The following is a 26509-nucleotide window of genomic DNA, read 5'->3' as shown; positions in this document are numbered from 1 at the left end:
TGGTAGAGAGGGGCTGCAGATGCTTATTGCGCGAAGGCGCGACCCAGGCCACCGGGCACACCGCTGCTGTCGGTTTCCTGCCATGGACCTTCCGGGCTCAGCGACCAGCTCCAGCCGCCGTCATAGCGGTAATAGGTGCGCTGACGGTAGAAGGTGTTGGTTTTTTTCTCCAGCACATACACGCCCATTTTCGGGTCCCAGTGGCTGGCACCACCTGGCGGTGGCGCGAAGCTGGCCGAAGTGCGCGGCATGGCCTTCGGCGCTGGGGTTGGCTTGCTCGGCTGCGTACCCGGCTTGCTACCCGGCAATGGCGTGACCGCCGGCCCTTGGCGCGGCGGCACGCCTTCGACCGGTGGCAGCGGCTGCTGGACCGGCTCGCGCACCGTACACGCAGACAGACCCAGGGCCAGGGTGATCAGGGTCAAGCGGACGGCATGCTTCATGGTGGGCTCTCTTATTGGTCAGGGCTGTCGATTGTCAGGTGCTGAATGCCCGGCGTGCGATTGCTCATCGGCGCGCTCTGGCCGATCCATTCGCCTTGAGTCGGCTGGCCTGCGCGGGACACCCGTGCAACCAGTTGGACTTCGGCAAAATCGGACAGTTTCATCTGCGCCATCATGGCATCAGCGTCTGACAGTTCAACTTCGATCGGCAGCTGGCCCACCGTCACCCGCTTGGCCGCCAACGGCATCGGCGGGCCGCTTTTGGCGCGGGCGAAGATGAACACCGTGTCGCTCGGCTGAACCTTGCCCTGCAGCGCTGTGGCCAGCTCGACCCGTACCTGCAAGCGCGCGGGCGATACAGCTGGTGCGGCCGCTTTGCCTGGCGCGGCGCTGAGCTTGTCGGCGGCGCGATCGATGCCGCCCTGCAACGCGGCGCGCGAGGCATCACCCTCAGGCAATTGCGCCAGCAGGCGCTGCCAGTAGTCGATGGCCTCCTGATAGCGTTCGCCTTCGAACGCGGCGATGCCGCGCAGGCCGAGGCTGGTGACTTCCTTGGGGTCAGCCTTGAGCGCTTCGTCGGTAAGCTCCTGCAGTTGTGCGCTCCATTGTTTGTCGGCAGCAAAGTACAGCGCCTGGGCCCACTGCCCGAGCAGCTCTGGCTGGCGACCAGCAAGGGCGACGGCACGCTCGAAGATCTTCGCCGCATCAGCCGGGCGCTGGTCAGCCATGTACGCACGACCGAGGAAGTACAGGCCTTCAGCTGAATCCGGCTGGGCCTGCACCGCGCGCTCGAGGCGGCTGGTCATCTCGTCCATGGTTTTCGGTGCCTGGGCAAACTCACGGGTCAGCTCGACCTTGTCCGCAGCACCAAAATGCAGATACAGCCCCACCGCCATCACCGGCACCAGCAACGCTGCCAACAGCGGTACCGCCCGCCCCAGATGACCCTGGCGCGGTTCGCTGGCGCCTTCGGTATCGGCCAGCAGTTCCCGCGCGGCTTCATCACGGCCGCTGGCCAGTTGCTCGGCATCGAGTACGCCGGCAGCCTGCTGCGCGCTCAGTTCGGCGACACGTTCCTGATACAGCGCCACGTTCAGGGCGGTACGGTCTTGTTCCTGCTGGCGGCCACGGCCACGCAGGATCGGGATCAGCAGAAAGCCGAGGGCGGCGAGCAACAACAGGCCCGCGCCAAGCCAGAATTCAGTCATGGGTAGCTTCTTTATCCAACAGTTTGGCGAGACGTTCGCGTTCTTCCACCGACAGCTGCGCGCTGCCGCTTGCCACCGGCTGCCGGCGCCGGCGGACAATCACCGCCAACATGACAAAGCCCCCCGCCAGCAGAATTGCCGGGCCGAACCAGAGCAGCCAGGTGCGCCCGCTCAAGGCCGGTTTGTAACGGACGAAGTCGCCATAGCGATCAACCATGAAGGCAACGATCTGCTGATTGCTCTGGCCTTCGCCGAGCATGCGGAAGATCTCCCGACGCAGGTCGGCGGCAATCGGCGCATTGGAGTCAGCGATGTCCTGGTTCTGACACTTGGGGCAGCGCAGCTCCTTGGTCAGTTGCTGATAGCGCTCGCGCTCGGCGTCGTCACGAAACTGATAGGTGTCGATCGCGGCCTTGGCCACGCTCACCAGGCTCAGGCCGAGCACGGCTGCTGCCAACCAGCGCTTCATGGCTTGACCTCATCGACCAGGCCCTGGTACAGCGGCGCCAGCTGCTCGCGCCAGACCGTGGCATCGACGATGCCGACGTGCTTGTAGCGGATGATGCCCTTGGCATCGATCAGAAAGGTCTCCGGCGCACCATACACACCAAGGTCCAGACCCAGAGTGCCCTGCTCGTCGCGGATATCCAGCTGATACGGATTGTGGAACTCGGCGAGCCACTTCAACGCCGCAGCGTTATCGTCCTTGTAGTTGACGCCATGGATGACCACGCCCTGCTCGGCCAGCTTGTTCAGATAAGGATGCTCAACCTTGCACGACGGGCACCAGGTGGCCCACACGTTGACCAGCGCCGGCCGGCCGAGCAGGTCGGCCTGGGTCAGGCTGCGCTCGCCTTGGGTGGAGGCCAGCGAGAAGGCCGGGAATGGCTTGCCGATCATCGCCGACGGCAGCTCATCGGGCTTGAGGAACAAGCCCTTGTAGAGAAACACCGCCAGCAGTAGAAACACCGCCAACGGCAGGACCATCATCCAACGCTTCATGCAGTTGCTCCAGTCGCGCCGAGGGCTTCACGCACGCGGCTCTTGACCTTGACCCGGTAACGCCGGTCGAAGGCTGCCAGTAGCCCGCCCAGGCCGGTCAGCAGACCGCCCAGCCAGATCCAGCGAACATACGGTTTGATGTGCACGCGCACGGCCCAGGCGCCGTTTTCCAGCGGCTCGCCGAGGGCCACGTAGAGGTCGCGGGTGAAACCGGCATCGATCCCGGCCTCGGTCATCATCGACTGCTGCACGGTGTACAGACGCTTCTCGGGGTGCAGCACGCTGACCTCGCGACCGTCCTTGGAAACCCGCACGGTGCCACGGTCGGAGATGAAGTTTGGCCCTTCGAAGTGCTTGGCGCCTTCGAACAGGAAGTGATAGCCGCCAAGCTCGACCGTCTCGCCCGGCGCCATGCGCAGGTCGCGCTCGGCGCTGTTGTTGCTCGACAGCACCACGCCCAGGGCGCACACAGCCAGGCCCAGATGCGCGACCTGCATGCCCCAATAGCTGCGGGACAGGCCGCGCACGCCCTTGCCCAGGCCTTTGTGGCGGGTCTTGTCGAAGATGTCGCGCAGGCCGGCGAGCACTACCCACGCCGCCAGGGCAAAGGTCGCCAGCGCCGGCCAGTCGAAGTCATCGGCAATCAGCCCGGCAATCGGCGCCAGAATTGCGCTGCCAATCAATACCGGTGTGAGCATGCCCGCCAGCCATTTGCCCGGCGTGTCCTTCCAGCGCACCAGCACGCCGATCCCCAGCACCACCATCAGCAATGCCATCAACGGCAGGAACAGCGCATCGAAATACGGCGGGCCGACCGACAGTTTGGCCCCGGTCAGGGAATCGAGCACCAGCGGATACAGCGTACCCAGCAGAATCATCGATGCAGCCACCACCAGCACCAGGTTGTTGGCCAGCAGCAAGGTTTCTCGCGACCACAGGGCAAAGCCGACCTGGCTTTTCACCACCGGCGCGCGCAGAGCGAACAGGGTCAGCGAGCCACCCACGACAAACAGCAGGAAGATCAGGATGAATACACCGCGCTCCGGGTCGGCGGCAAAGGCGTGCACCGAGGTCAGCACGCCGGAGCGCACCAGGAACGTGCCGAGCAGGCTCAACGAGAATGCGGCGATCGCCAGCAATACCGTCCAGCTCTTGAACACGCCGCGTTTTTCCGTGACGGCCAGCGAGTGGATCAGCGCGGTGCCCACCAGCCAGGGCATGAACGAGGCGTTTTCGACCGGATCCCAGAACCACCAGCCGCCCCAACCAAGTTCGTAGTACGCCCACCACGAGCCCAAGGTGATACCGACCCCGAGGAACGCCCAGGCGACGATGGTCCATGGCCGCGACCAGCGCGCCCAGGCGGCATCCAGGCGGCCACCGAGCAAGGCGGCGATAGCGAAGGCGAAGGCCACCGAGAAGCCGACGTAGCCCATGTACAGCATTGGCGGATGGACGATCAGGCCAAAGTCCTGCAGCAGCGGGTTGAGGTCACGGCCGTTGCCCGGCACCTGCGGCAACAGGCGCTGGAATGGGTTGGAGGTGACGATCAGGAACGACAAGAAGCCCACGCTGATCATGCCCATCACCGCCAGTACGCGGGCGAGCATGACTTGTGGCAACTGGCGCGAGAACACCGACACGGCGAAGGTCCAGCCGCCCAGAATCAATGCCCACAGCAGCAACGAGCCTTCATGCGCGCCCCACACTGCGCTGAATTTGTAGTACCACGGCAAAGCGGTATTGGAGTTGCTGGCAACGTACGCTACCGAGAAATTGTCGGTCATGAACGCATGGGTAAGGCAGCCGAACGCAAACACCAGAAAAGCGAACTGGCCCCAGGCGGCAGGTCGCGCCAGGCTCATCCACAGGCTGTCGCCGCGCCAGGCGCCGAGCAGCGGCACGCTGGCCTGAACCACGGCGAAACAGATCGCCAGGATCATCGCCAACTGACCCAGTTCGGGCACTATCAGGGCAGCATTCATGGCTTCTGCTCCGCGCCGCTGGCCGCCTGGCCGCTTTCCTTGAGTGCTTTGGTCACCTCAGGCGGCATGTACTTTTCATCGTGCTTGGCCAGCACTTCATCCGCCACCACCACGCCATCGGCATTGAGCTTGCCCAAGGCAACGATGCCCTGCCCTTCACGGAACAGGTCCGGCAGGATGCCGCGATAGGTGATCGGCACCGACTTGTTGAAGTCGGTGACCACAAAGCGCACGTCGAGCGAGTCAGCCGAGCGCTGCACCGAGCCCTTCTCGACCATGCCACCGGCGCGAATGCGCGTGTCCAGCGGCGCTTCGCCGGTGGCGATCTGGGTCGGGGTGTAGAACAGGTTGATGTTCTGCTGCAGGGCACTCAGGGCAAAGCCAACGGCGACGCCGACCCCGACCAGCAGGGCGCCGATGAGCAACAGGCGTTTCTTGCGCTGCGGATTCACTGATTGTTCTCCCGGCGCAGACGACGCGCCTCTTCTTGCAGATAACGACGGCGGGCCAACAGTGGTGCGGCGACATTGAGCGCCAGCACTGCCAGGCAAATGCCGTAGGCCGACCATACGTACAAGCCGTGGTGGCCCATGGCGAGAAACTCGCTGAACGAGGCAAAATTCACGATGCTGCCCTCCGCCCCAGGCTGTTCAGCACTTCTTCACGAACCCAGCTGGCGCGGGCCTCGCGCTTGAGCACCTCGAGGCGCATGCGCAGCAGCAGCACAGCGCCGAAGAAGCAGTAGAAGCCAAGCCCGGTGAGCAGCAGCGGCAGCCACATTTCTGCGGGCATCGCCGGCTTTTCGGTGAGGGTGAAAGTCGCGCCCTGGTGCAGGGTGTTCCACCACTCCACCGAATACTTGATGATCGGGATGTTGATCACGCCCACGATCGCCAGCACCGCACAAGCCTTGGCCGAGCTGTCACGATTACTGATCGCCTGGCCCAGCGCAATGATGCCGAAGTACAGAAAAAGCAGGATCAGCATCGACGTTAGGCGCGCATCCCAGACCCACCAGCTACCCCAGGTCGGCTTGCCCCAGATGGCCCCGGTGACCAGCGCCACGGCGGTCATCCAGGCGCCGATGGGCGCAGCGCACTGCAGGGCAACGTCGGCGATCTTCATCTTCCACACCAGCCCGACCACACCAGCCACCGCCAGCAGCACATAGCAGGACTGCGCCAGCATGGCCGCCGGCACATGGATATAGATGATGCGGAAGCTGTTGCCCTGCTGATAGTCCTGCGGCGCAAAGGCCAGGCCCCAGACCATGCCGACTGTCAGCAACAGCACAGCGGCCACCGTCAGCCAGGGCAGCATGCGCCCGCTGATGGCGTAGAACCATTTGGGCGAGCCGAGCTTGTGGAACCACGTCCAGCTTATTTTCATCAGGTACATCCGGTCTTGGCTGGGCCTTGAGCATTCTGCCGTAGGCCCAGATCTCGTTATTCGCCGACGCTGATCTTCAGGCCGGCCGCTATCGCAAAGGGTGCCAGGGTCACAGCCAGGGCAGTCAGGCTGGCCAGCCACAACAGGTGGCCAGTGGCGGGCATATTCTGCAACGCCGCTTGCAAGGCGCCACTGCCCAGGATCAATACTGGGATATACAACGGCAAAATCAGTAGCGCCAGTAACAAACCACCGCGTTTGAGGCCCACGGTCAGCGCCGCGCCCACTGCACCGAGCAGGCTCAGCACCGGCGTGCCCAGCAGCAGCGAGGCCAGCAGCACCGGCAGGCAGCTCGACGGCAGGCCCAGCATCAGCGCCAGCAGCGGCGCCAACAATACCAGCGCCAGCCCGGAAAAGATCCAATGCGCCAGCACCTTGGCCAGCACCAACAACGCCAGTGGATGCGGCGACAGCACCCATTGCTCCAGCGAGCCGTCTTCAAAATCGCTGCGAAACAAGCCGTCCAACGACAGCAGTACCGCAAGCAGCGCGGCTACCCAGACCAGGCCAGGCGACAAGGTTTGCAACAATTGCGTCTCGGGGCCGACGGCAAGGGGGAACAACGCCACCACAATGGCGAAAAACACCAACGGGTTGGCCAACTCGGCCGGGCGGCGGAACAGCAGGCGCGCTTCGCGGCGCAACAACAGGACGAATACACTCATGCGGCCCACTGCCCCACATTCAGTTCACGATAGCCGGCAGGCTTGAGCGTGAGACTGTGGTGCGTGGTCAACACCACTGTGCCGCCCGCCTCGCAGTGCGCGGCCAGGTGCGCTTCAAGCTGCGCAACGCCCTGTTTGTCGAGGGCGGTGAACGGCTCATCGAGAATCCACAGTGGCGGCCCGGCCAGGTACAGCCGCGCCAGCGCCACCCGCCGCTGCTGGCCGGCGGATAGGGTGTGGCAGGGCACATCTTCAAAACCGCGCAGGCCGACTGCGGCCAGGGCCTGCCAGATCGCCTCGACACTGGCCGGCTGATGCAGCGCGCAGAGCCAGGCGAGGTTCTCTTCGGCCGTGAGCAAATCCTTGATACCCGCCGCATGACCGATCCACAGCAGGATGCTGGCCAGTGCCTGCGGCTGCTCGGCCAACGGCTGGCCATTGAGCTGGATCTGCCCGGCGGTGGGCTGCATCAGCCCGGCCAACAGCCGCAGCAGGCTGGTTTTGCCGCTGCCGTTGGGGCCGCTGATCTGCAGCATGTCGCCTGGGCCCAGCTGAAAATCCAGGTGTTCAAACAGCAGGCGCCAGTCGCGCTCGCACGCCAGGCCGGTGGCTCGAAGGTCAAGGGTCACGGTACCGCCTTATTCTGTGTGGAGCCTGAGTCTCAAGTCGCCCCCTGGCCTGCCGTTATACTGACAGTGGTGGGCGACGTGGCCGGCATTATTACACGCGCCGCCGCGCTGCCAAGAGGGCTGCTTCGACAGGTTGTATACAATCATGACTGAAATCAATAGTCTCGGCGCACAAAGCGCAATCGCCCCGCAGGCAGCCAAAGCTGCCATGACCGGCGAACTGCTGCGCCTGCTGCAACCGCAGCCCGGGCTGATCGCGCCCGGCGAGACTGCCAAGGCCGAGGTCATGTCGCTGCGCCAGCTTGGCGTCGACTTTCAGTTGCTGCTGCGCCTGACTGCCGCCAACGGTACTCAGACCCAGGTCCAGACCACCGCCAGCCAACCATTGGCTCCGGGCAGCCAGCTGCTGCTGAGCCAGGCCGACAGCAATCGCCTGGCAGTCATGGTGCAGCAGGCCAACGCCAACAATGTCAGCACCCTCACCCGCCTCGACACCAGCCAGGTGCCGATCGGTACCCTGCTGCAGGGCAAGGTCCTGAGCAACCAGGCATTGCCAGTCAACCCCGGTGAAACTGCCAGTTTTCGCGCGTTGGTCAGCCTGCTCAACAGCAGCCAGGCCGGCGCCACCCTGAGTATCGACAGCCCGCGCCCGTTGCCGGTGGGCAGCCTGCTCAGCGCTTTGGTGCAGGGCGACCAGTCACTGCGCTTCGTGCCGTTGAGCGGGCGTCAGGATCAGTTGCTGATCAGCCAGCAACTGGCCAACCAGCAGGCTCGGCAAGCTTCGCTGCCCGGTGTGCTCAGCGCATTGCAGCAGCTCGCCAGCGATCCCGACACGGGCAGCCTACTGCGCGCCAGCGCCGAGCGCCTGCTGGCTAGCCTGCCGGATGCGCGCCAGCTCAGCGATCCCAAAGGCGTGGCGCAGGCATTGAGTAACAGTGGTGGTTTTCTTGAGGCGAAGCTGTTGGCCGGTTTGCCTGCGGGTATCGCCCCAGACCTCAAAGCGCAGTTGATCAGGCTGGTTGCGCAGGCGCTGCCGAACGCCGCCAACCCCATGAGCAACCCCACCGTTGCTGCCAATACTTTGGCGCAGGTGATGCCCGGCTTCGCCCGCAGTGCACTGGGCATGCTTGACCGGGTCAGCCCCCGACCGCAACCAGGCAGTTTCCCGCTACCGTCACGGTTGCTGCAGAGCCTGGAGCAGGAAGGCGATCTGGAGCAACTGCTGCGTCTGGCTGCGGCTGCCGTGTCGCGCTTGCAGAGCCACGCCCTGAGCAGCCTGCAACAGACCGGTGTGAGCGAAAACGGTAACCTGCAGACCACCTGGCAGGCCGAAATCCCGATCCGCCACGGCCAGGAGTTCATCCCTTTGCAAGCCAAGCTGCAGCGCGAAGAAACCCCGCAGCAACAGGCTGACGGCCAGCGCGAGCAACGCGATCCGCTCGAGTCGTTGTGGCGCATCGAGCTGGCCTTCGACCTGCCGCCGCTCGGCCCGTTGCAGGTGCAGGCGCAGCTCAGTCAGGGCCGCTTGTCCGGGCAATTGTGGGCGGAGCTTGCGCAGACCGCGCAATTGATCGACAGCCAACTGGGCAGTTTGCGCACACGCCTGCTTGATCGCGGTCTCGAAGTCGGTGACCTGCAATGCCACACTGGCACGCCGCCACAGGGTCCGAAAACACGTGTCGAACAACGCTGGGTGGATGAGACCGCATGAGTGACAAGCAATCACGTCAGGCCATTGCCCTGAGCTATGACGGTCAACAGGCACCGACATTGAGCGCAAAAGGTGACGATGAGCTGGCTGAGGCGATCCTGGCGATTGCCCGCGAGCACGACGTGCCCATCTACGAGAACGCCGAACTGGTGCGGCTGCTGGCACGCCTGGAACTGGGCGAGCAGATCCCCGAGGCGCTGTACCTGACCATCGCCGAGATCATTGCCTTTGCCTGGCAGCTACGCGGCAAGGTCCCGGTCGGGTTTGCCGAGGCTGATGCGACACCGCGCGACATCACCCCGCCCACTGCCCTGCTGGCGCCGCCGGCCAAACGTGGCTGAAATACAGCTAGGGGACCTGCCAGCAGACATAATTAACGCTGGCTGACAGCACAGTTCAGTCACCGTCGTGCCTCAATTCTCTGAGGCCTGCATCATGCCCATCCCCAACCTCGGCCAGGACGGCATCCAGTTCGTCCGCGACCATCTTGCCAAACTACCGCGTGCAGACCGCGCGGCCACCGCCGAACTGCGTCAATGGCTGCAAGCCAAGGGCATCCAGCATCCGCCGGAACAGCTCGACGTGGTGACCTTGCATTATCAGCTGGGCGCCGATTATGGCTGGACCGGCGTGGTAGCGCAGAAACTCAGCTTGACCGAGGCCTTGCTCTGCAACTACCAAGCACCTGAAAACAACGCGCTGCCGCACATGCTCGAAGACAATCAGCCGGCGGGTTCGGATCGCATCATCCGCCTGGTCGACAAACTGCGTCCTCCGCATCAGCCGGGCGCGATCAACTACTACGTGTTCAGCGGCATCTTTCGCCGGACCCAGCCACAAACCTATGAACACGCCACGCACATTCCTGTGCAGATGCAGGACTTGCAGGCTTTTGTCTGGGATCTGGACTTTCACACACACTACACCGCAACGCTGAAGAGCTACTGGCGCCAGCATCTGGAGGAATTTGGCCAATGTCTTAAGCTGAACTTCATCGCCGCCTGCAACAAACAGGCGGCCGAGGGCAGCCTGAGCGAGGACGCGGTCAGGCTCGCCTGGCAAGTGGCAAGACTGGAAGAAACCGCCCCGGCAACCGTGCAGGCGCGGATACTCAACGTCTACGGCTACCCCGCCACAGACCTCGTCTGCTTCAAACGCAGGGATGTCGACCGAGTCCTGCTGTACATCCCCGGCAACACCTCACCGCTGCACGAGTTTGCCTCCCACGGCGAGTTACAGGACTGGTTTGCACAGCAATGCCAGGATCCAGCCAAACGCCTGGCGCTGCAGGCCCACTTCAATCAGGCAGACACGCCGGATGGCCTCAGTTTCAGCGGTCTGAGCACGGCGCTGGAAGGCCTTGGAGCCTACCCGCAAGTACTACCTCTGGACGCCAATCGCCCTGGTTTCACCACAGCAGGCCCTTGGCCGCCGCGCGATTACGTCAATTACAAAGGTAAAACCTACAGCCCGCGCCTTGAAGGCCCTTTATTTGCAACGCTGGCCAAGCGTTATCGCCAACGCAGCTTCCAGGATGCCGACTTCCTGATCAAAAGCGACAGCGATGTGAGCAAGGCCAGATGGCGCGGGTATCTGGATTCAACCTTGACTTACCTGGCCCCACTGGCGCTGGCAGTGCCTGAACTGTGGCCGTTGTTTGCCATAGGTGGCGTTGCCCAGTTCGGCCTGGGCCTTGATCAGGCGATCAACGGCAAGTCACTACAGGAGCAAGCCGAAGGCGTCAGCGCCGCCGAGTTCGGCCTGCTCAATGCCCTGCCGCTGGTCGAGCAGTTGGCCAGCGACAAGCCGCTGTTGTTCGCCTTCAAGCAGGATCGCTTCGTCAGGCCGAGCCGGATCAACGAGCAGTGGGGATATCCGCTCAGCCCGCTCGACCCGCCACGGCTGCCGCCGGCAGATGCCAGTGAGTTCTTCCGCAGCGACAACACCATTGCGCCGTTGCCAGGTGGTGACGACAACGTGGCAGGTGCGGTGATCAGGACCTCCCACTACACCGGCGAGCCAGATACGCTGCAAGCCTCACTCTATGGCTACTCGATCGAGGTGCTGTATGACGTCGAGCAGGATGCGTTCATTACCGGAAGCGATCTCAACGAGGTCAATCCCACCTACATGACCGCCCCCACACAGGGGCGCGACCTGATCTCGGTCGACCGCGCCACGCGAACGGTCAGCGATGCAACGCGCATGCGCACCTTGCGCGCGCTGGGGGTGGATCTCGAGTTGCCGGTCCAGTTGCCACTGCCGACTGCCGACAGCCTGCAGCCGATCCCCAGACAAGTCTTGAGTGTCTGGGTGGGCAACGACCCGATTCCGCCTCAGCTGTTGAGCAACATTGCCAACAACGCGACCAGGGTTGAACGCAGCGGCTGGGCGTTCCGTCTGTATCTCTCCAGCGCCGACAGCGATGCCTTCAGCGGCAATCTGCGGCAATTGACGGAGCAGGCACCGAGCCTGCGCGTGTTGCCTCTGGAGGAACAGCCATTCTTTGCCACATTCCGCAGGTCACCCGCCTACCGCCAGTACGAAGCCGCTCTGCAGGGCAACGGCGGGGTCGCCCGCAACTACGCTTCGGCGGCAGATGTGCTGCGCTATCCGCTACTCAACGAGGAAGGTGGGCTGTACATGGATATCGACGACCGTTTGTTTGCTCCCGGCGAACATCCTGCAGACCGCCAGCCGGCTGGCGCCGAGCCGATCGAACCACTGAATCAATTCGAGCTGGCGACCACTGTCGATGGCCTGCTGCTGTCGACACCGATGTCCAACGAGAAGATGGGCATGGACTGCCTGTACAACAACAGCTTTCTCGGCAGCCGCGCAGGCAATCCGACCTTGGACGCGATCAGTGCAGAAATGAATGAGCGGTTTCTCGCACAGCCGGAGTTTTACAACAGCAAGCCACGGCTGGAAGAGGACCGCCGGGCGTTTTACCAATACGCCAATACCCTGTCCCGCTTGACCGGGCCGGCGCTGCTGAGCACGGTCGTTGATCGGCAGTTGCCGGCGATGCGCACATTGCGCAACTTGAACAATCTTTACAGCATGCGCCCGCAGAACTTCTGGAGCCTGCTGAGCATTGAGCAGTACCAGAGCGCGGTGCAGAGATATCTGCCGCTGAACCGGATTGCCGAGACTGGGGGGTTCAATTCCTGGGCGCACTGACAGGACTTGGCGGCTGGATTGGGGCTGCTTTGCAGCCCTTTCCGACCGGTCCGACGCTATCTTTCAGTCACTGCCATGCAACTTGCGCATCAGCTCGGCCTCGGCCTGGGTCAAACCACAGGTCTGAGTCAGCTCGCTGACACTGGCGCCCATGCCAACCAGCTTGGCCGCCTGGGAAAAGGTCACATCATTGGGATCGCGCTGCTCCAGTTGTTGCAGCTTGTCCGGCAACGGCGCGACCACAGCGCGCAATTCATGGATCGCCTCGCCCATGCGCACCGTGCCGTTCTGGTAATCGTCCACCCGCTTGGCCAGCTCCTTGATGCGCTGGTCACGCACGGCGTCACCTTGAGCCTGTTGCGCAGCCAGCTCACGCTGGCGCTTGCTGTAATTGAGAAAAAACCACAGGCTCAGCGCCCAAAGCAGCGCCAGGAAGATGACAGCAGCTTCGAAAATCAACTCAGATATTCTCCAGCTCTGACCATTCTTCCTCGGTCATCATCTTGTCCAGCTCGACCAGGATCAACAGCTCGCCGTTCTTGTTGCACACGCCCTGGATGAACTTGGCCGACTCTTCGTTACCCACGTTCGGCGCGGTTTCGATTTCCGACTGACGCAGGTAAACCACTTCGGCAACACTGTCGACCAGAATGCCGACCACTTGCTTGTCGGCTTCGATGATCACCACACGAGTATTGTCGGTGACCTCGGTCGGCACCAGGCCAAAGCGCTGGCGGGTGTCGATCACGGTGACGACGTTGCCGCGCAGGTTGATGATGCCCAGCACATAGCTCGGCGCACCCGGCACTGGCGCGATCTCGGTGTAACGCAGAACTTCCTGCACCTGCATGACGTTGATGCCGTAGGACTCGTTGTCCAGACGGAAGGTAACCCACTGCAGAATCGGATCTTCAGAACCCTGTGCGGACGACTTTTTCATTCCCCTACCCTCAAATGCCGCCAGCGGCGGTGTGCTCGGTGCGGCCGTGGCCGCGAATTATTGGTGTTTGGCGTGCATCTGCTTGACGGCGCCGCTGGCGATCAACTCGGCCAGTTCAGCGACGTCGAGCAACGCACACATGTGTTCGATGACCGTGCCAGCCAGCCAGGGCCGCTGCCCGCGCTGACTACGCCACTTGATCTCGTTGGGGTCCAGGCGCAACGAGCGGCTGACCTGGTGCACCGCCAGCCCCCATTCGTAGCCCTGCACCGAAATCACGTACTGCAAGCCCTGGCGGAAGTCGTCGCGGTAGCGATCGGGCATCACCCAACGCGCCGTATCGAGTACCTTAAGGTTGCCCGCCTGGCAGGTGAGGATGCCCAGGAACCAGTCCGGCTGACCGAACAGTGGGGTCAGCTCCTGCCCGGCCAGGGTGTAGATCGAACCCAGGCACACCAGCGGCACCGCGAGGGTCAACCCGGCTACATCGAACAACAGGCATTCGAACGGCTCCGCGGCCCAGGCCGGACGACCATCGCTGGTCGTAGGCGGCGTCGGCACATTGGCTGCCGGCAAGTGCACTTCGACCAGCGGCGCGGCCGGCTCAGGCGCTTCGACCTCGGTCAGCAACGGAATGCTCGCCTCGGCCACCACCGTAGTCTCGACAACGCTGAGCAGCGGTTCTGGCGCTGCCACAGCGGGGGCCAGCACGGTCGGCAGCAGCTTGGCCTGCGGCTCGGCAAACGGCCTGGCGCCAGCTACGTCGACAACAGCAGCCTTGCGCTGGGCATCACGTGCCTGCTCTTCGCGCACGGCGGCTTCGAAGTCGCTGCTTGGCGCCTCCTCGACCACTACCGCTGGCAGGTCAAGGTCGAACGGCTCGGTAGCCTCCTGCAACAGGCCATCGAGGTAACTCTGCAAGGCCAGTTGCGGTTTGCTGGCAAGCTGTTGCGCGTGTTTCATCAGGCCACCTGCAATGCGGGTTTGTAGGTGAGCATATGTTTGAGCAAGGCCCGATAGGCCACTACGCCGCGGCTCTTGCCATCGAACTGCGATGGCGTGACCCCGGCCCGGCTGGCATCGCGCAGGCGCGTGTCGACCGGGATATAGCCCTGCCAGACGCTGTCGGCATAGGTATCACGCAGCACCTTGAGGGTGCCCAGTGATGCCTGGGTGCGACGGTCGAACAGGGTCGGCACGATCTGATACGGCAGCGCCTGCTTGCGCGAGCGGTTGATCATCGCCAAGGTGCCGACCATGCGCTCCAGGCCTTTGACGGCGAGGAACTCGGTCTGCACCGGGATCACCAACTGCTGGCTGGCAGCCAACGCGTTAACCATCAGCACGCCGAGCAACGGCGGGCTGTCGATCAGGGCAAAGTCGAAATCCTGCCACAGCTGCGCCAGACTCTTGGCGATCACCAGGCCCAGGCCACTCTGGCCCGGCGACTGCCGCTCGAGCACCGCCAGCGCTGTGCTCGACGGCAGCAGGGAGATACGTTCGTGGCTGGTCGGCAGCAGCAACTGCCCCGGCAAGCCCTCGGGCACCGTGCCCTTGTGCAGGAACAGGTCGTAGCAGCTGTGCTCCAGCGCATCCGGGTTATGCCCGAAATAGCTGGTCATAGAGCCGTGCGGGTCGAGATCGACAACGACCACGCGCTTGCCCGCATCGGCCAGCAAGCCGGCCAGGGCGATGGTTGTGGTGGTCTTGCCGACGCCACCTTTTTGATTGGCTACTGCCCAGACTCTCATGGTGCGCTGCTTCCTCCCGGTATGGCCGCCTGCCCTCCCGGGAACGGTGTGAAATTCTGTGACGGGGATTTGACGGGGCTAGCCCCCTCCCGCCGCTACTGCGCTTGGCGGTGCACTTTGTGTGCCAGCACGGCGCATCGCCGCATCCGGGGTCGCATTGGCGCTGCCGGTTGCGGTCAGGCTGCGGCGTACTTCCAGGTTGCGCGAAATCACCAGCACGACCCGTCGATTGCGCGCACGGCCTTCGGCCGTATCGTTGCTGGCGACCGGTTGATACTCGCCATAGCCGACCGAGGCCATGCGCCCGGGATTGACGCCGTTCATGGCCAACAGGCGGACGATACTGGCCGCACGCGAGGCCGACAGTTCCCAGTTGGTCGGGTACTGCGCAGTGCGGATCGGCAGGTTGTCGGTAAAGCCCTCGACGTGCACCGGGTTGGCGAACGGCTTGAGGATATTCGCCACCTTCTCGATGATCGCGAATGCAGCGTCGCTGGGCATGGCATCGCCACTGCCAAACAACAGCGCCGAATTGAGCTCAACCTCGACCCACAGTTCGTTGCCGCGCACAGTCATCTGGTTGGAGCTGATCAAATCGCCGAAAGCGCTGCGCACATCATCGCTGATGGTCTGCAGCGGGTCGGCGCTGGTCTGGCCGAGGCCCGCATCGGTCTGCTCGCTGTCTTTGATCAACGGCTCGGCTGGCTTGATGCTGAGCGGCTGTTCTTCGCCGATCGGGATGGCCCGCATGGCCCGCTCAGGGTCATTGAACACGCCGAGCAAGGCCTGCGAGACGACCTTGTACTTGCCCTCGTTGATCGAAGAGATCGAATACATGACCACGAAAAAAGCAAACAGCAGCGTGATGAAGTCGGCGTACGACACCAGCCAGCGCTCGTGATTCTCGGGTTCTTCGGTATGGCGACGGCGACGCATGGCTTACTCCATGAAGCCTTGCAGCTTCAGCTCGATCGAGCGTGGGTTTTCGCCTTCGGCGATCGACAGCAGGCCTTCGAGGAGCATCTCGCGGTAGCGTGACTGACGCATGACGATGGCTTTGAGCTTGTTGGCGACCGGCAGCAGGATCAGGTTGGCACTGGCCACGCCATAGATGGTGGCGACAAACGCCACGGCGATGCCGTTGCCCAGTTGGGACGGGTCGGCCAGGTTGCCCATGACATGGATCAGGCCCATCACAGCACCGATGATGCCGATGGTCGGCGCATAGCCGCCCATGCTTTCGAACACTTTTGCCGCCTGGATATCGCGGCTTTCCTGGGTCAGGAAATCCACCTCGAGGATGCTCCGGATAGCCTCCGGCTCGGCGCCGTCGACCAGCAGTTGCAAGCCCTTGCGCGCATACGGATCAGGCTCGCCGTCAGCCACGCCTTCCAGGCCGAGCAGGCCCTCCTTGCGTGCGGTCAGGCTCCAATTGACTACCCGATCGATACCACCGGCCAGGTCGACCCGCGGCGGGAAGATGATCCAGCGAGCGATCTGCAGCGCACGCTTGAACGACGGCAGCGGTGCCTGCAGCATGGCCGCGCCGAGGGTGCCGCCGAGCACGATCAACGCAGCTGGCGCGTTGAGCAGCGCACCGACATGCCCGCCCTCGAGGAAGTTGCCGCCGACAATGGCGACGAAAGCGAGGATCAGGCCGATCAGGCTGAGTACGTCCATCAGACGCAGGCCTCGACCAGGTGCCTGCCGATATCGTCGAGACTGTACACCGCGTCGGCCAGGTTGGCCTTGACGATGGCCATGGGCATGCCATAGATCACGCAGCTGGCTTCGTCCTGCGCCCACACCGTGCTACCGCCCTGCTTGAGCAGGCGCGCACCTTCACGGCCATCCGCGCCCATGCCGGTAAGTACTACCGACAGGACCTTGTCACCGTAGGACTTGGCCGCCGAGCCGAAGGTGATATCCACACATGGTTTGTAGTTGAGGCGCTCGTCGCCCGGCAGGATTTTCACCATGCCGCGGCCATCGACCATCATCTGCTTGCCGCCAGGCGCCAGCAGCGCCAGACCTGGGCGCAGCATGTCGCCGTCTTCGGCTTCCTTGACGTTGATCCGGCAGAGCTTGTCGAGGCGTTCGGCAAAAGCCTTGGTGAACGCCGCGGGCATGTGCTGGATCAACACGATCGGTGCCGGGAAGCTGGCGGGCAGTTGCGTCAGGACACGCTGCAGCGCAACCGGGCCACCGGTCGAGGTGCCGATCGCAACCAGCTTGTAGGGCTTGCGCTTGGGCGCCGGCGAATGCGCCACAGCAGGCGCTGCCGGGCTACGCACGGGAGCAGGCGTCGGAGAGCGCGGTGCAGGTGTGTGGCCAAGGCTGCTGGCCGGTGCAGGGCTGCTCGCGGCTGGCGCGGGCGCCGGTGCGGCGTAGCTGCTCAGGCGGCGGTTGCTGCGCGAGATGGTATGTACCTTCTCGCAGAGCATCTGTTTGACCTTTTCTGGGTTACGCGAAATGTCTTCGAAGTTTTTCGGCAGGTAGTCGACCGCCCCGGCATCCAGCGCGTCGAGGGTTACCCGGGCGCCTTCATGGGTCAGCGACGAGAACATCAACACCGGCGTCGGGCAGCGCTGCATGATGTGCCGCACCGCGGTGATGCCGTCCATCATGGGCATTTCATAGTCCATGGTGATGACATCGGGCTTGAGCGACAGCGCCTGGTCGATTGCCTCCTTGCCATTGGTCGCGGTACCCACAACCTGGATCGTCGGGTCGGACGAGAGAATTTCCGAAACGCGCCGGCGGAAGAAACCGGAATCATCCACCACCAGGACCTTGACTGCCATAAACACTCCATTAGATGGCGCAACCGCGAGGCTGCGCCACCGAAAATCAATAACGCTTGGCGGCGTAACGCTTGAGCATGCTCGGGACGTCGAGGATCAACGCAATCCGGCCATCGCCAGTGATCGTCGCGCCAGACATGCCCGGGGTGCCCTGCAGCATCTTGCCCAGCGGCTTGATCACCACTTCTTCCTGGCCGACCAGTTGGTCGACCACAAAGCCGATGCGCTGGGTGCCGACCGAGAGGATCACCACATGGCCCTCGTGCTGCTCTTCATGCACCTGGCCCTGGACCAGCCAGCGCTTGAGGTAGAACAGCGGCAGCGCCTTGTCGCGGACGATGACCACTTCCTGGCCGTCGACGACATTGGTGCGCGACAGGTCGAGGTGGAAGATCTCGTTGACGTTGACCAGCGGGAAGGCAAACGCCTGGTTGGCCAGCATCACCATCAGGGTCGGCATGATCGCCAGGGTCAGCGGCACCTTGATGACGATCTTCGAACCCTGGCCCTTGGCCGAGTAGATGTTGATCGAGCCGTTGAGCTGGGAAATCTTGGTTTTCACCACGTCCATGCCGACGCCGCGGCCGGACACGTCGGAAATCTCGGTCTTGGTCGAGAAGCCCGGGGCAAAGATCAGGTTGTAGCAGTCCGATTCGCTCAGGCGCTCGGCGGCGTCCTTGTCCATCAGGCCTTTTTCCACGGCCTTGGCACGCAGCACGTTGGGGTCCATGCCTTTGCCGTCGTCCGAGATCGACAGCAGGATATGGTCGCCTTCCTGTTCGGCCGACAGCACCACCTTGCCGGTGCGAGCCTTGCCTGAGGCGTCGCGCTCGTCGGGCATTTCGATGCCGTGGTCGACCGCGTTGCGCACCAAGTGGACCAACGGGTCGGCCAGAGCCTCGACGAGGTTCTTGTCGAGGTCGGTTTCTTCGCCGACCAGCTCCAGGTTGATTTCCTTCTTGAGCTGGCGGGCAAGGTCGCGAACCAGTCGCGGGAACCGCCCGAAGACTTTCTTGATCGGCTGCATGCGGGTCTTCATCACCGCAGTCTGCAGGTCGGCCGTGACCACATCGAGGTTGGACACAGCCTTGGACATGGCTTCGTCGCCGCTGTTCAGGCCCAGGCGCACCAGCCGGTTACGCACCAGCACCAGCTCGCCTACCATGTTCATGATCTCATCCAGCCGCGCGGTGTCGACGCGTACGGTCGTCTCGGCTTCGCTGGCGTGCTTTTCTGCGGGCGCTGCTGGCGCTGGCGCACGTGCCGGGGCCGCTGGCGCAGGCTTGGCAGCAGCTGCGGGTGCAGCAGGCTTGGGCGCAGCTTTCACCTCAGCCTTGGCTGCTGCCGGTGCAACGGCCACAGCAGCCGCTTCGGCAGCGTCAGTCGAGAACTTGCCTTTGCCGTGCAGCTCATCGAGCAGCGCTTCGAACTCGTGCTCGCTGATTTCGTCGCCGCTGGCAGCCGGCGCGGGGCTGGCTGCAGCCTCGGCAACCGCAGCAGTCGGCAGCGCATCGGCAGCGAAGGTGCCCTTGCCATGCAACTGGTCGAGCAATGCTTCGAATTCGTCGTCGGTAATCTCGTCACCGGCCGGCGCTGGCACGACAGCCTCGGGAGCGACCGTGGCCGCCTCGACCGAGAACTGGCCCTTGCCGTGCAGTTGATCGAGCAGAGATTCGAATTCGGCGTCGGTGATTTCATCCGACTCGGCGCTGGCTGCACCTGGCTGCGGCTGTTCAGCAGCCTCGGCCTCGGCCTTGACCGCATCGAGCGAGTCGAGCAGTTGTTCGAACTCGGTGTCGGTGATGTCTTCCTCGACCACCGCTGGCTCAGGCTCGACCACCGCGGCAGGCGCGGGCGCCGCACCCGGCTCGGCCAGACGCGACAGCGCTGCCAGCAACTCGCGGGAAGCCGGGGTCACCTCGGTGCGTTCGCGCACCTGGCCGAACATGCTGTTGACCGAATCCAGCGCTTCCAGAACCACGTCCATCAGCTCGGCGTCGACCCTGCGCTCACCTTTGCGCAGGATGTCGAAGACGTTCTCGGCAATGTGGCAGCACTCCACCAGCTCATTGAGCTGGAGGAAGCCGGCGCCCCCTTTTACAGTGTGAAAACCGCGGAAAATCGCATTGAGCAGGTCGGCATCATCCGGTCGGCTTTCCAGCTCGACCAATTGCTCGGACAACAACTCAAGAATTTCCCCGGCTTCTACCAGGAAATCCTGAAGGATTTCTTCATCGGCGCCGAAGCTCATTAAACGTGCTCCCTAAAAACCAAGGCTGGACAGCAGATCGTCGACATCGTCCTGACCGGACACAACGTCTTCACGCTTATCGGCATGAATCTGCGGACCTTCACCCCGAGTCGGATGTTTTTCTTGATCTTTTTCAGCACGCAACTGATCGTGGTCATGTTCGATACCGGCAAAGCGGTCGACTTGACTGGCCATCAGCACGAGCTTGAGCAGATTGCTTTCTACTTCGGTGACCAACGCGGTGACGCGTTTGATCACCTGGCCGGTCAGGTCCTGATAGTCCTGAGCCAGCAAGATGTCGTTGAGGTGCCCGGACACCTTGCGGTTGCCCTCGGCACTGTGCGTCAGGAAACTGTCGACTCGTTTGACCAGATCGCGAAACTCCGGCGCGGCCACTTCACGGCGCATGAAGCGCTGCCAGTCAGTGCTCAGCGCCTGGGCCTCACCGGCCAGGTCGTTGAGTACCGGGGTGCTCGCTTCGACCAGGTCCATGGTGCGGTTGGCGGCACCCTCGGTCAGCTTGACCACGTAGGACAAACGCTCGGTGGCATCGGTGATCTGCGAGACTTCCTCGGCCTGCGGCATTGCCGGGTCGATCTGGAAACTGACGATCGCACTGTGCAGCTCGCGGGTCAGTTTGCCGACTTCCTGGTACAGGCCACGGTCGCGTGTCTGGTTGAGCTGATGAATCAGCTGCACCGCATCGCCAAACCGGCCGCGCTCAAGGCTCTCGACCAGTTCCTGAGCGTGCTTCTTCAGGGTGTTTTCAAACTCACCCAAAGAGTTGTTGTTAGAGTCCATGGCGCCCCCTGGCGTGATTTAGCTATTCACGCGTTCGAAGATCTTTTCGATCTTCTCTTTGAGCACCTGGGCGGTGAACGGTTTGACCACGTAACCATTGACGCCGGCCTGGGCCGCTTCGATGATCTGATCACGCTTGGCTTCGGCAGTTACCATCAGCACCGGCAGATGCTTGAGACGCTCATCGGCACGCACTTTGCGCAGCAAGTCGATGCCGGACATGCCGGGCATGTTCCAGTCGGTGACGAGGAAGTCAAAGTGGCCGCTTTCGAGCATCGGCATGGCGGTCAGGCCATCGTCGGCTTCCTGGGTATTGGTGAAGCCCAGATCACGCAAGAGGTTCTTGATGATCCGCCGCATCGTCGAAAAGTCGTCAACGATGAGGATTTTCATGTCTTTGTTCAATTAGACCTCCAAGCAGTCTTAAACGCGCTCGGCCCCGAGCGCGCATTCAATCAATTCGGTACACCGTCAAAACGACTGCAGCGACCCCGGTTTCAACGCGCTCGCCATTCACCCAGCCGGCTGCGCAGACGTGCCGCGCATTGGCTGTGCAGCTGGCTGACACGCGACTCGCTGACCCCCAGCACCTCACCGATTTCTTTGAGGTTGAGCTCTTCGTCGTAGTACAGCGCCAGCACCAACCGCTCGCGTTCCGGCAGGTTGGCGATCGCATCGGTCAACGCCGTCTGGAAGCGTTCTTCTTCCAGATCACGCGACGGTTCGACCTGCGCACTGGCGCCATCCTCGTGCAGACCTTCATGTTCGCCGTCCTGCAACAGGTCGTCAAAACTGAACAGTCGGCTGCCCAGGGTATCGTTCAGAATCCCGTAATAATCATCGAGACCTAATTGGAGTTCGGCAGCAACCTCGTGATCTTTAGCGTCGCGACCGGTTCTTGCTTCAACAGCGCGCATCGCGTCGCTGACCATACGAGTATTGCGGTGCACCGAACGTGGCGCCCAGTCACCCTTGCGGACCTCGTCGAGCATGGCGCCACGGATGCGGATACCGGCGTAGGTTTCAAAGCTGGCGCCCTTGCTGGCATCGTATTTGTTGGACACTTCGAGCAGGCCGATCATGCCGGCCTGGATCAGATCCTCGACCTGCACGTTGGCCGGCAAGCGCGCCAGCAGGTGGTAAGCGATGCGCTTGACCAGCGGCGCGTAACGCTCGACCAACTCGTACTGGGCGTCCTTGGAAGCCTTGCTGTACATCTGAAAACCGCTTGCACTCATAGCACTGGTCCCGCACTGGTGGGCTGCACCAGGCGCTCGACGAAGAACTCCAGATGCCCACGAGGGTTGGCAGGCAGCGGCCAGCTATCGACCTTCTGCGCGATGGCCTTGAACGCCAGCGCACACTTGGAGCGAGGGAAGGCTTCGTAAACTGCACGCTGCTTCTGCACCGCCTTGCGCACGCATTCGTCGTACGGCACGGCGCCGACGTATTGTAGGGCGACGTCAAGGAAGCGGTCCGTGACCTTGGTCAACTTGGCGAACAGGTTGCGCCCTTCCTGCGGGCTCTGGGCCATGTTGGCAAGGACGCGGAAACGGTTCATGCCATAGTCGCGATTGAGCAGTTTGATCAGCGCGTAGGCGTCGGTGATCGAGGTCGGCTCGTCGCACACCACCAGCAGCACTTCCTGCGCGGCGCGGACAAAGCTCACCACCGAATCGCCGATACCGGCAGCGGTGTCGATGACCAGCACGTCGAGGTTGTCACCAATCTCGCTGAAGGCCTGGATCAGCCCGGCGTGTTGCGCCGGCTGCAGGTGGACCATGCTCTGGGTGCCCGAGGCGGCCGGCACGATGCGTACCCCGCCAGGCCCCTGCAGGAGCACGTCGCGCAACTCGCAGCGGCCTTCGATAACGTCGGCCAGGGTGTGCTTGGGCGTCAGCCCCAGCAGCACGTCGACGTTGGCCAGACCCAGATCGGCGTCCAGCAACATGACCCGGCGGCCGAGTTCGGCCAACGCCAGGGACAGGTTGACTGAAACGTTGGTCTTGCCGACGCCACCTTTGCCACCGGTCACGGCGATAACCTGTACGGGATGCATGCTACCCATATTTGTTCTTTACCTTGTCGCGCTTGAACCGAGGCCACATGGAGGGCTGTGATTAAAGCCCTTGCTGTAGGTACTTTGCATTGTGTTCATCTTCAACCCACGCGTTTGCCGGAGTTGTGGTACAGATCAGCGAACATATCGGCCATGGCCTCTTCGCTGGGGTCTTCCTGCATTTGCACGCTGACGGCGCGGCTGACCAGTTGGTGCTTGCGCGGCAGGTGCAGGTCGTCAGGAATACGCGGGCCGTCGGTAAGATAGGCCACGGGCAGTTCATGACTGATCGCCAGGCTCAGTACTTCACCGAGACAAGCGGTTTCATCAAGCTTGGTCAGGATGCAGCCAGCCAGGCCACAGCGCTTGTAGCTGTGATAGGCGGCGGTCAGCACCTGTTTCTGGCTGGTGGTTGCCAGGACCAGATAATTCTTCGAAGCGATACCGCGCCCGGCGAGCGTCTCCAGCTGCATGCGCAGGGCCGGATCACTGGCCTGCAGGCCGGCGGTATCGATCAGCACCACACGCTTGCGCAGCAGCGGCTCCAGGGCCTGGGCTAGGGACTCGCCCGGGTCGACGTAGGTCACCGACACGTTGAGGATGCGGCCCAGGGTCTTGAGTTGCTCCTGAGCGCCGATGCGGAAGCTGTCCATGCTCACCAGCGCCAGGTTCTGCGCGCCGTACTTGAGCACATAACGCGCTGCCAGCTTGGCCAGGGTGGTGGTCTTGCCCATGCCGGCCGGGCCAACCATGGCAATTACCCCGCCCTCCTCGATCGGTTCGATCTCGGGTACATCGATCATTCGCGCCAGGTGCGCGAGGATCATCCGCCAGGCTTGCCGCGGCTCATCGATTTCGCCGGTCAGGTCGAGCAGTTCACGGGCCAAGGCACCGGTCAGGCCAACACGCTGCAGGCGCCGCCAGAGGTTGGCCTGCAGCGGTTTGCTGCCCTGCAACTGGCTCCAGGCAAGCGAGCCGAGCTGTACTTCGAGCAGTTCACGCAGGCCGGACAGCTCCGAGCGCATGGCATCGAACAGGCGCGGATCAACCGGCGCCACTGCCGGCGCAGCCGGGGCGGCGGGCTGCTCGACGTGCGGCTCGACCAAGGGCTCGGAAGCGGTCAGCGAGAGGCCGGCAAACAACTGACGGTTGCCGTCATCGGCATCGCTGCGGCTGCTCAGTTCGGCCTGGGCGGTAGCGATGCGCGACTGGGTCTTGCGCAGCTCGTCTTCAAGCTCAGGGTTGGGCACCCGCGGCGCCAGCGCCGACAGCTTGTAGTCCAGTGCAGCGGTCAGCTCAACGCCGCCGGCGATGCGCCGGTTACCGATGATAGCGGCATCGGAGCCAAGCTCATCGCGGACCAGCTTCATGGCCTGACGCATATCTGCGGCGAAAAAACGCTTAACTTGCATACTCCACTACCTCAGCCGTTCGGGCCCACGGTGGCAACGATGGTGACTTGCTTGTTGTCAGGTATTTCCTGATACGCCAAAACATGCAAATTCGGTACAGCCAGGCGGCCGAAGCGCGACAGCATCGCCCGGATCGGCCCGGCTACCAGAAGGATAGCTGGCTGACCTTGCATCTCCTGACGCTGGGCCGCTTCGATAAGCGAACGCTGTAGCTTTTCGGCCATGCTCGGTTCAAGAAGAACACCATCTTCCTGACCTTGCCCGGCCCTTTGCAGACTATTGAGCAAAATCTGTTCCAACCTTGGCTCCAAGGTGATAACAGGCAGCTCGGACTCAACACCGACAATGCTTTGCACGATGGCGCGACACAATCCGACGCGCACTGCGGCGACCAGCGCGGCATTATCTTGACTCTTGCCAGCGTTGTTGGCGATAGCTTCGGCAATGCTGCGGATATCGCGCACCGGCACTTGCTCGGAGAGCAGAGCTTGCAAGACCTTGAGCAGCCCCGACAAGGAAATGACACCCGGCACCAGCTCCTCGGCAAGCTTCGGCGAGGCCTTGGCCAGCACCTGCAACAGTTGTTGGACTTCCTCGTGACCGATCAGTTCGTGGCAGTGCTTTTGCAGAATCTGGTTCAAATGGGTCGCCACCACAGTGCTGGCATCGACCACGGTGTAGCCCAGCGACTGCGCCTGCGCGCGCTGGCCGATGTCGATCCAAACTGCCTCCAGGCCGAACGCCGGGTCACGCGCGGCGATACCATTGAGGGTACCGAACACCTGGCCTGGGTTGATTGCAAGCTCGCGGTCCGGGTAGATCTCGGCTTCCGCGAGGATTACCCCCATCAGGGTCAGACGATAGGCACTTGGCTGCAGGTCGAGGTTGTCGCGGATGTGTACGGTCGGCATGAGGAAGCCCAGATCCTGCGAGAGCTTCTTGCGCACGCCCTTGATCCGCGCCAGCAACTGGCCGCCCTGGTTGCGGTCGACAAGCGGGATAAGCCGATAGCCTACTTCCAGGCCGATCATGTCAATCGGAGTGACGTCGTCCCAGCCCAGCTCCTTGGTGTCCATTGCGCGCTGCGGAGATGGCAGCAGATCCTGCTGGCGCTGCACTTCTTCCAGCGCCTTGACCGCCTTGACCTGCTGCTTGCGCCAGACCAGATAGGCACCACCCGCCGCCAGCACACCGAGGCTGAGGAAGGCCACATGCGGCATCCCCGGGACCAGGCCCATGACAATCATGATGCCGGCCGACACGCCCAAGGCTTTTGGCGAGTCGAACATCTGCCGGTTGATCAGCTTGCCCATGTCCTCGGAGCCCGAGGCGCGCGTCACCATGATTGCGGCGGCGGTGGACAACAGCAAGGATGGCAACTGCGCCACCAAACCGTCACCAATGGTCAGCAGCGCGTAGACCTTACCGGCCTCCCCGCCCGACATGCCGTGCGAGAGGATACCGATCAGCACGCCGCCGATGAGGTTGATGAACAGGATCAGCAGGCCGGCAATGGCGTCGCCGCGAACGAACTTGCTGGCACCGTCCATAGAGCCGTAGAACTCGGCTTCCTGGGCGACTTCGGCGCGGCGCGCCTTGGCCTGGGCCTGATCGATCAGGCCGGCGTTGAGGTCGGCGTCGATCGCCATCTGTTTGCCGGGCATGGCATCGAGGGTGAAGCGCGCGCTGACTTCAGAGATACGCCCGGCGCCCTTGGTCACCACAACGAAGTTGATGATCATGAGGATGGCGAACACCACGGCACCGACCACGTAGTTGCCGCCGATCACCACCTCACCAAAGGCCTGGATGACCTTGCCCGCCGAGCCATGGCCCTCGTGGCCGTGCAGCAGCACCACCCGCGTCGAGGCGACGTTGAGCGCCAGGCGCAACAGCGTCGCTACCAGCAGAATGGTCGGGAAGGCGGCGAAGTCCAGCGGCCGCAGGGCATATACGCAGACCAGCAGCACCACCAGCGACAGGGCGATGTTGAAGGTGAAGAACACGTCGAGCAGGAACGGCGGGATCGGCAACATCATCATTGCCAACATCACCAACAGCAACAACGGCACACCCAGGTTGCCCCGACCGAGTCCGCTCAGGTTGCTGCGCGCGTTGCTGATTAACTGACTGCGATCCACCGCGATTCCTCTTCAAGCAAAACTTTGACGCCTGTAGAGCGCCTGCGCTGCCTTTGCAAGAAGCTGTCCAACTTT

Annotated in this window: 27 protein-coding genes; 3 read left to right on the top strand and 24 right to left on the bottom strand. The window is 62.9% G+C overall.

Annotated features, from left to right (window positions below; translation table 11 throughout):
• Nucleotides 1-23 precede the first annotated feature (23 nt).
• The 10 genes from IDM28_RS07315 to ccmA are packed head-to-tail and all read right to left on the bottom strand — an operon-like array spanning nucleotide 24 to nucleotide 7381.
• The gene (locus tag IDM28_RS07315) at nucleotides 24-443 is read right to left on the bottom strand and encodes a hypothetical protein (protein WP_188035634.1); all 420 of its coding nucleotides are present in this window, start codon (nucleotides 441-443) and stop codon (nucleotides 24-26) included.
• Between the two features lie 11 nt (nucleotides 444-454).
• Nucleotides 455-1651: a c-type cytochrome biogenesis protein CcmI gene (ccmI, locus tag IDM28_RS07310; protein ID WP_188035633.1), complete on the bottom strand. Its 1197-nt coding sequence runs from the start codon at nucleotides 1649-1651 to the stop codon at nucleotides 455-457.
• Nucleotides 1644-2120, bottom strand: a complete 477-nt coding sequence (locus IDM28_RS07305) for a cytochrome c-type biogenesis protein CcmH (RefSeq protein WP_101317928.1) — start codon at nucleotides 2118-2120, stop codon at nucleotides 1644-1646. Before IDM28_RS07305 ends, ccmI begins: the two co-directional genes overlap by 8 nt.
• On the bottom strand, nucleotides 2117-2653 hold the full coding sequence (locus IDM28_RS07300; protein ID WP_188035632.1) for a DsbE family thiol:disulfide interchange protein: 537 nt from the start codon (nucleotides 2651-2653) through the stop codon (nucleotides 2117-2119). Before IDM28_RS07300 ends, IDM28_RS07305 begins: the two co-directional genes overlap by 4 nt.
• Entirely contained in the window at nucleotides 2650-4623 is a 1974-nt protein-coding gene (locus tag IDM28_RS07295; protein ID WP_178080824.1) for a heme lyase CcmF/NrfE family subunit, read from the bottom strand. Before IDM28_RS07295 ends, IDM28_RS07300 begins: the two co-directional genes overlap by 4 nt.
• 11 nt (nucleotides 4624-4634) lie before the next feature.
• Nucleotides 4635-5090, bottom strand: coding sequence for a cytochrome c maturation protein CcmE (ccmE, locus tag IDM28_RS07290; RefSeq protein ID WP_103436670.1), 456 nt, complete (start codon nucleotides 5088-5090; stop codon nucleotides 4635-4637).
• Nucleotides 5087-5263 carry a heme exporter protein CcmD gene (ccmD, locus tag IDM28_RS07285; RefSeq protein ID WP_150569758.1) on the bottom strand — a complete coding sequence of 59 codons (177 nt, stop codon included), beginning with the start codon at nucleotides 5261-5263 and terminating at the stop codon, nucleotides 5087-5089. The genes ccmE and ccmD overlap by 4 nt, the downstream gene beginning before the upstream one ends.
• Nucleotides 5260-6027 carry a heme ABC transporter permease gene (locus IDM28_RS07280; RefSeq protein ID WP_101317917.1) on the bottom strand — a complete coding sequence of 256 codons (768 nt, stop codon included), beginning with the start codon at nucleotides 6025-6027 and terminating at the stop codon, nucleotides 5260-5262. The genes ccmD and IDM28_RS07280 overlap by 4 nt, the downstream gene beginning before the upstream one ends.
• A 56-nt stretch (nucleotides 6028-6083) precedes the next feature.
• Nucleotides 6084-6752, bottom strand: a complete 669-nt coding sequence (gene ccmB / locus IDM28_RS07275) for a heme exporter protein CcmB (protein ID WP_188035631.1) — start codon at nucleotides 6750-6752, stop codon at nucleotides 6084-6086.
• Entirely contained in the window at nucleotides 6749-7381 is a 633-nt protein-coding gene (ccmA, locus tag IDM28_RS07270) for a cytochrome c biogenesis heme-transporting ATPase CcmA (protein ID WP_101317915.1), read from the bottom strand. Before ccmA ends, ccmB begins: the two co-directional genes overlap by 4 nt.
• Before the next feature lie 145 nt (nucleotides 7382-7526).
• Between ccmA and IDM28_RS07265 the strand changes: the two genes are divergently transcribed.
• The 3 genes from IDM28_RS07265 (at nucleotide 7527) to IDM28_RS07255 (ending at nucleotide 12275) form a co-directional block, all read left to right on the top strand.
• Nucleotides 7527-9092: a flagellar hook-length control protein FliK gene (locus IDM28_RS07265; RefSeq protein ID WP_188035630.1), complete on the top strand. Its 1566-nt coding sequence runs from the start codon at nucleotides 7527-7529 to the stop codon at nucleotides 9090-9092.
• Complete coding sequence (locus IDM28_RS07260) at nucleotides 9089-9433, top strand: EscU/YscU/HrcU family type III secretion system export apparatus switch protein (RefSeq protein ID WP_150569760.1); 345 nt, start codon at nucleotides 9089-9091, stop codon at nucleotides 9431-9433. The genes IDM28_RS07265 and IDM28_RS07260 overlap by 4 nt, the downstream gene beginning before the upstream one ends.
• Nucleotides 9434-9527: 94 nt before the next feature.
• Nucleotides 9528-12275 (top strand): dermonecrotic toxin domain-containing protein, encoded by a 2748-nt coding sequence (locus tag IDM28_RS07255; RefSeq protein WP_188035629.1) that lies wholly within the window; start codon nucleotides 9528-9530, stop codon nucleotides 12273-12275.
• A gap of 63 nt (nucleotides 12276-12338) precedes the next feature.
• On the opposite strand, the gene IDM28_RS07250 is transcribed toward IDM28_RS07255, so the two are convergent.
• From IDM28_RS07250 to flhA, 14 genes are all read right to left on the bottom strand, one after another.
• Complete coding sequence (locus tag IDM28_RS07250; RefSeq protein ID WP_150569762.1) at nucleotides 12339-12734, bottom strand: DUF2802 domain-containing protein; 396 nt, start codon at nucleotides 12732-12734, stop codon at nucleotides 12339-12341.
• A gap of 1 nt (nucleotide 12735) precedes the next feature.
• A complete protein-coding gene (locus IDM28_RS07245) occupies nucleotides 12736-13215 on the bottom strand; it encodes a chemotaxis protein CheW (protein ID WP_101317903.1) in 480 nt (159 codons plus the stop codon).
• 57 nt (nucleotides 13216-13272) lie between these two features.
• Complete coding sequence (locus tag IDM28_RS07240; protein ID WP_181107604.1) at nucleotides 13273-14178, bottom strand: CheW domain-containing protein; 906 nt, start codon at nucleotides 14176-14178, stop codon at nucleotides 13273-13275.
• Nucleotides 14178-14966, bottom strand: coding sequence for a ParA family protein (locus IDM28_RS07235; protein WP_101317899.1), 789 nt, complete (start codon nucleotides 14964-14966; stop codon nucleotides 14178-14180). Before IDM28_RS07235 ends, IDM28_RS07240 begins: the two co-directional genes overlap by 1 nt.
• 78 nt (nucleotides 14967-15044) lie before the next feature.
• Nucleotides 15045-15902, bottom strand: coding sequence for a flagellar motor protein MotD (motD, locus tag IDM28_RS07230; protein WP_101317897.1), 858 nt, complete (start codon nucleotides 15900-15902; stop codon nucleotides 15045-15047).
• 3 nt (nucleotides 15903-15905) lie between these two features.
• Nucleotides 15906-16646 (bottom strand): flagellar motor protein, encoded by a 741-nt coding sequence (locus tag IDM28_RS07225; RefSeq protein WP_101317895.1) that lies wholly within the window; start codon nucleotides 16644-16646, stop codon nucleotides 15906-15908.
• On the bottom strand, nucleotides 16646-17770 hold the full coding sequence (locus IDM28_RS07220; RefSeq protein ID WP_188035628.1) for a chemotaxis response regulator protein-glutamate methylesterase: 1125 nt from the start codon (nucleotides 17768-17770) through the stop codon (nucleotides 16646-16648). Before IDM28_RS07220 ends, IDM28_RS07225 begins: the two co-directional genes overlap by 1 nt.
• A 46-nt stretch (nucleotides 17771-17816) precedes the next feature.
• The gene (locus IDM28_RS07215) at nucleotides 17817-20021 is read right to left on the bottom strand and encodes a chemotaxis protein CheA (RefSeq protein WP_101317891.1); all 2205 of its coding nucleotides are present in this window, start codon (nucleotides 20019-20021) and stop codon (nucleotides 17817-17819) included.
• Between the two features lie 12 nt (nucleotides 20022-20033).
• Entirely contained in the window at nucleotides 20034-20822 is a 789-nt protein-coding gene (locus IDM28_RS07210; RefSeq protein ID WP_103436662.1) for a protein phosphatase CheZ, read from the bottom strand.
• A gap of 18 nt (nucleotides 20823-20840) precedes the next feature.
• Nucleotides 20841-21215 (bottom strand): chemotaxis response regulator CheY, encoded by a 375-nt coding sequence (locus IDM28_RS07205; protein ID WP_178080754.1) that lies wholly within the window; start codon nucleotides 21213-21215, stop codon nucleotides 20841-20843.
• 104 nt (nucleotides 21216-21319) lie between these two features.
• Nucleotides 21320-22060: an RNA polymerase sigma factor FliA gene (gene fliA / locus IDM28_RS07200; protein WP_101317885.1), complete on the bottom strand. Its 741-nt coding sequence runs from the start codon at nucleotides 22058-22060 to the stop codon at nucleotides 21320-21322.
• Complete coding sequence (gene fleN, locus IDM28_RS07195) at nucleotides 22057-22890, bottom strand: flagellar synthesis regulator FleN (RefSeq protein ID WP_101317883.1); 834 nt, start codon at nucleotides 22888-22890, stop codon at nucleotides 22057-22059. Before fleN ends, fliA begins: the two co-directional genes overlap by 4 nt.
• A 92-nt stretch (nucleotides 22891-22982) precedes the next feature.
• Complete coding sequence (gene flhF, locus IDM28_RS07190) at nucleotides 22983-24293, bottom strand: flagellar biosynthesis protein FlhF (RefSeq protein ID WP_101317881.1); 1311 nt, start codon at nucleotides 24291-24293, stop codon at nucleotides 22983-22985.
• 11 nt (nucleotides 24294-24304) lie between these two features.
• On the bottom strand, nucleotides 24305-26434 hold the full coding sequence (gene flhA, locus IDM28_RS07185; RefSeq protein ID WP_188035627.1) for a flagellar biosynthesis protein FlhA: 2130 nt from the start codon (nucleotides 26432-26434) through the stop codon (nucleotides 24305-24307).
• Between the last annotated feature and the right edge of the window lie 75 nt (nucleotides 26435-26509).

The organism is Pseudomonas sp. EZ-C24 (assembly GCF_014525325.1).
Taxonomy (GTDB): Bacteria; Pseudomonadota; Gammaproteobacteria; order Pseudomonadales; family Pseudomonadaceae; genus Aquipseudomonas; species Aquipseudomonas shirazensis.
The sequence above is the reverse complement of the archived record's forward strand: the minus strand, read 5'-3'. Positions and strand labels throughout refer to the sequence as shown.

Bases quoted from the DNA above. Each gene is read 5' to 3' on its own strand.
- IDM28_RS07315 (WP_188035634.1), bottom strand. From the start codon at position 443: ATGAAGCATGCCGTCCGCTTGACCCTGATCACCCTGGCCCTGGGTCTG.
- ccmI (WP_188035633.1), bottom strand. From the start codon at position 1,651: ATGACTGAATTCTGGCTTGGCGCGGGCCTGTTGTTGCTCGCCGCCCTC.
- IDM28_RS07305 (WP_101317928.1), bottom strand. From the start codon at position 2,120: ATGAAGCGCTGGTTGGCAGCAGCCGTGCTCGGCCTGAGCCTGGTGAGC.
- IDM28_RS07300 (WP_188035632.1), bottom strand. From the start codon at position 2,653: ATGAAGCGTTGGATGATGGTCCTGCCGTTGGCGGTGTTTCTACTGCTG.
- IDM28_RS07280 (WP_101317917.1), bottom strand. From the start codon at position 6,027: ATGAAAATAAGCTGGACGTGGTTCCACAAGCTCGGCTCGCCCAAATGG.
- ccmB (WP_188035631.1), bottom strand. From the start codon at position 6,752: ATGAGTGTATTCGTCCTGTTGTTGCGCCGCGAAGCGCGCCTGCTGTTC.
- IDM28_RS07265 (WP_188035630.1), top strand. From the start codon at position 7,527: ATGACTGAAATCAATAGTCTCGGCGCACAAAGCGCAATCGCCCCGCAG.
- IDM28_RS07260 (WP_150569760.1), top strand. From the start codon at position 9,089: ATGAGTGACAAGCAATCACGTCAGGCCATTGCCCTGAGCTATGACGGT.
- IDM28_RS07255 (WP_188035629.1), top strand. From the start codon at position 9,528: ATGCCCATCCCCAACCTCGGCCAGGACGGCATCCAGTTCGTCCGCGAC.
- IDM28_RS07245 (WP_101317903.1), bottom strand. From the start codon at position 13,215: ATGAAAAAGTCGTCCGCACAGGGTTCTGAAGATCCGATTCTGCAGTGG.
- IDM28_RS07240 (WP_181107604.1), bottom strand. From the start codon at position 14,178: ATGAAACACGCGCAACAGCTTGCCAGCAAACCGCAACTGGCCTTGCAG.
- IDM28_RS07235 (WP_101317899.1), bottom strand. From the start codon at position 14,966: ATGAGAGTCTGGGCAGTAGCCAATCAAAAAGGTGGCGTCGGCAAGACC.
- motD (WP_101317897.1), bottom strand. From the start codon at position 15,902: ATGCGTCGCCGTCGCCATACCGAAGAACCCGAGAATCACGAGCGCTGG.
- IDM28_RS07225 (WP_101317895.1), bottom strand. From the start codon at position 16,646: ATGGACGTACTCAGCCTGATCGGCCTGATCCTCGCTTTCGTCGCCATT.
- IDM28_RS07220 (WP_188035628.1), bottom strand. From the start codon at position 17,770: ATGGCAGTCAAGGTCCTGGTGGTGGATGATTCCGGTTTCTTCCGCCGG.
- IDM28_RS07215 (WP_101317891.1), bottom strand. From the start codon at position 20,021: ATGAGCTTCGGCGCCGATGAAGAAATCCTTCAGGATTTCCTGGTAGAA.
- IDM28_RS07210 (WP_103436662.1), bottom strand. From the start codon at position 20,822: ATGGACTCTAACAACAACTCTTTGGGTGAGTTTGAAAACACCCTGAAG.
- IDM28_RS07205 (WP_178080754.1), bottom strand. From the start codon at position 21,215: ATGAAAATCCTCATCGTTGACGACTTTTCGACGATGCGGCGGATCATC.
- fliA (WP_101317885.1), bottom strand. From the start codon at position 22,060: ATGAGTGCAAGCGGTTTTCAGATGTACAGCAAGGCTTCCAAGGACGCC.
- fleN (WP_101317883.1), bottom strand. From the start codon at position 22,890: ATGGGTAGCATGCATCCCGTACAGGTTATCGCCGTGACCGGTGGCAAA.
- flhF (WP_101317881.1), bottom strand. From the start codon at position 24,293: ATGCAAGTTAAGCGTTTTTTCGCCGCAGATATGCGTCAGGCCATGAAG.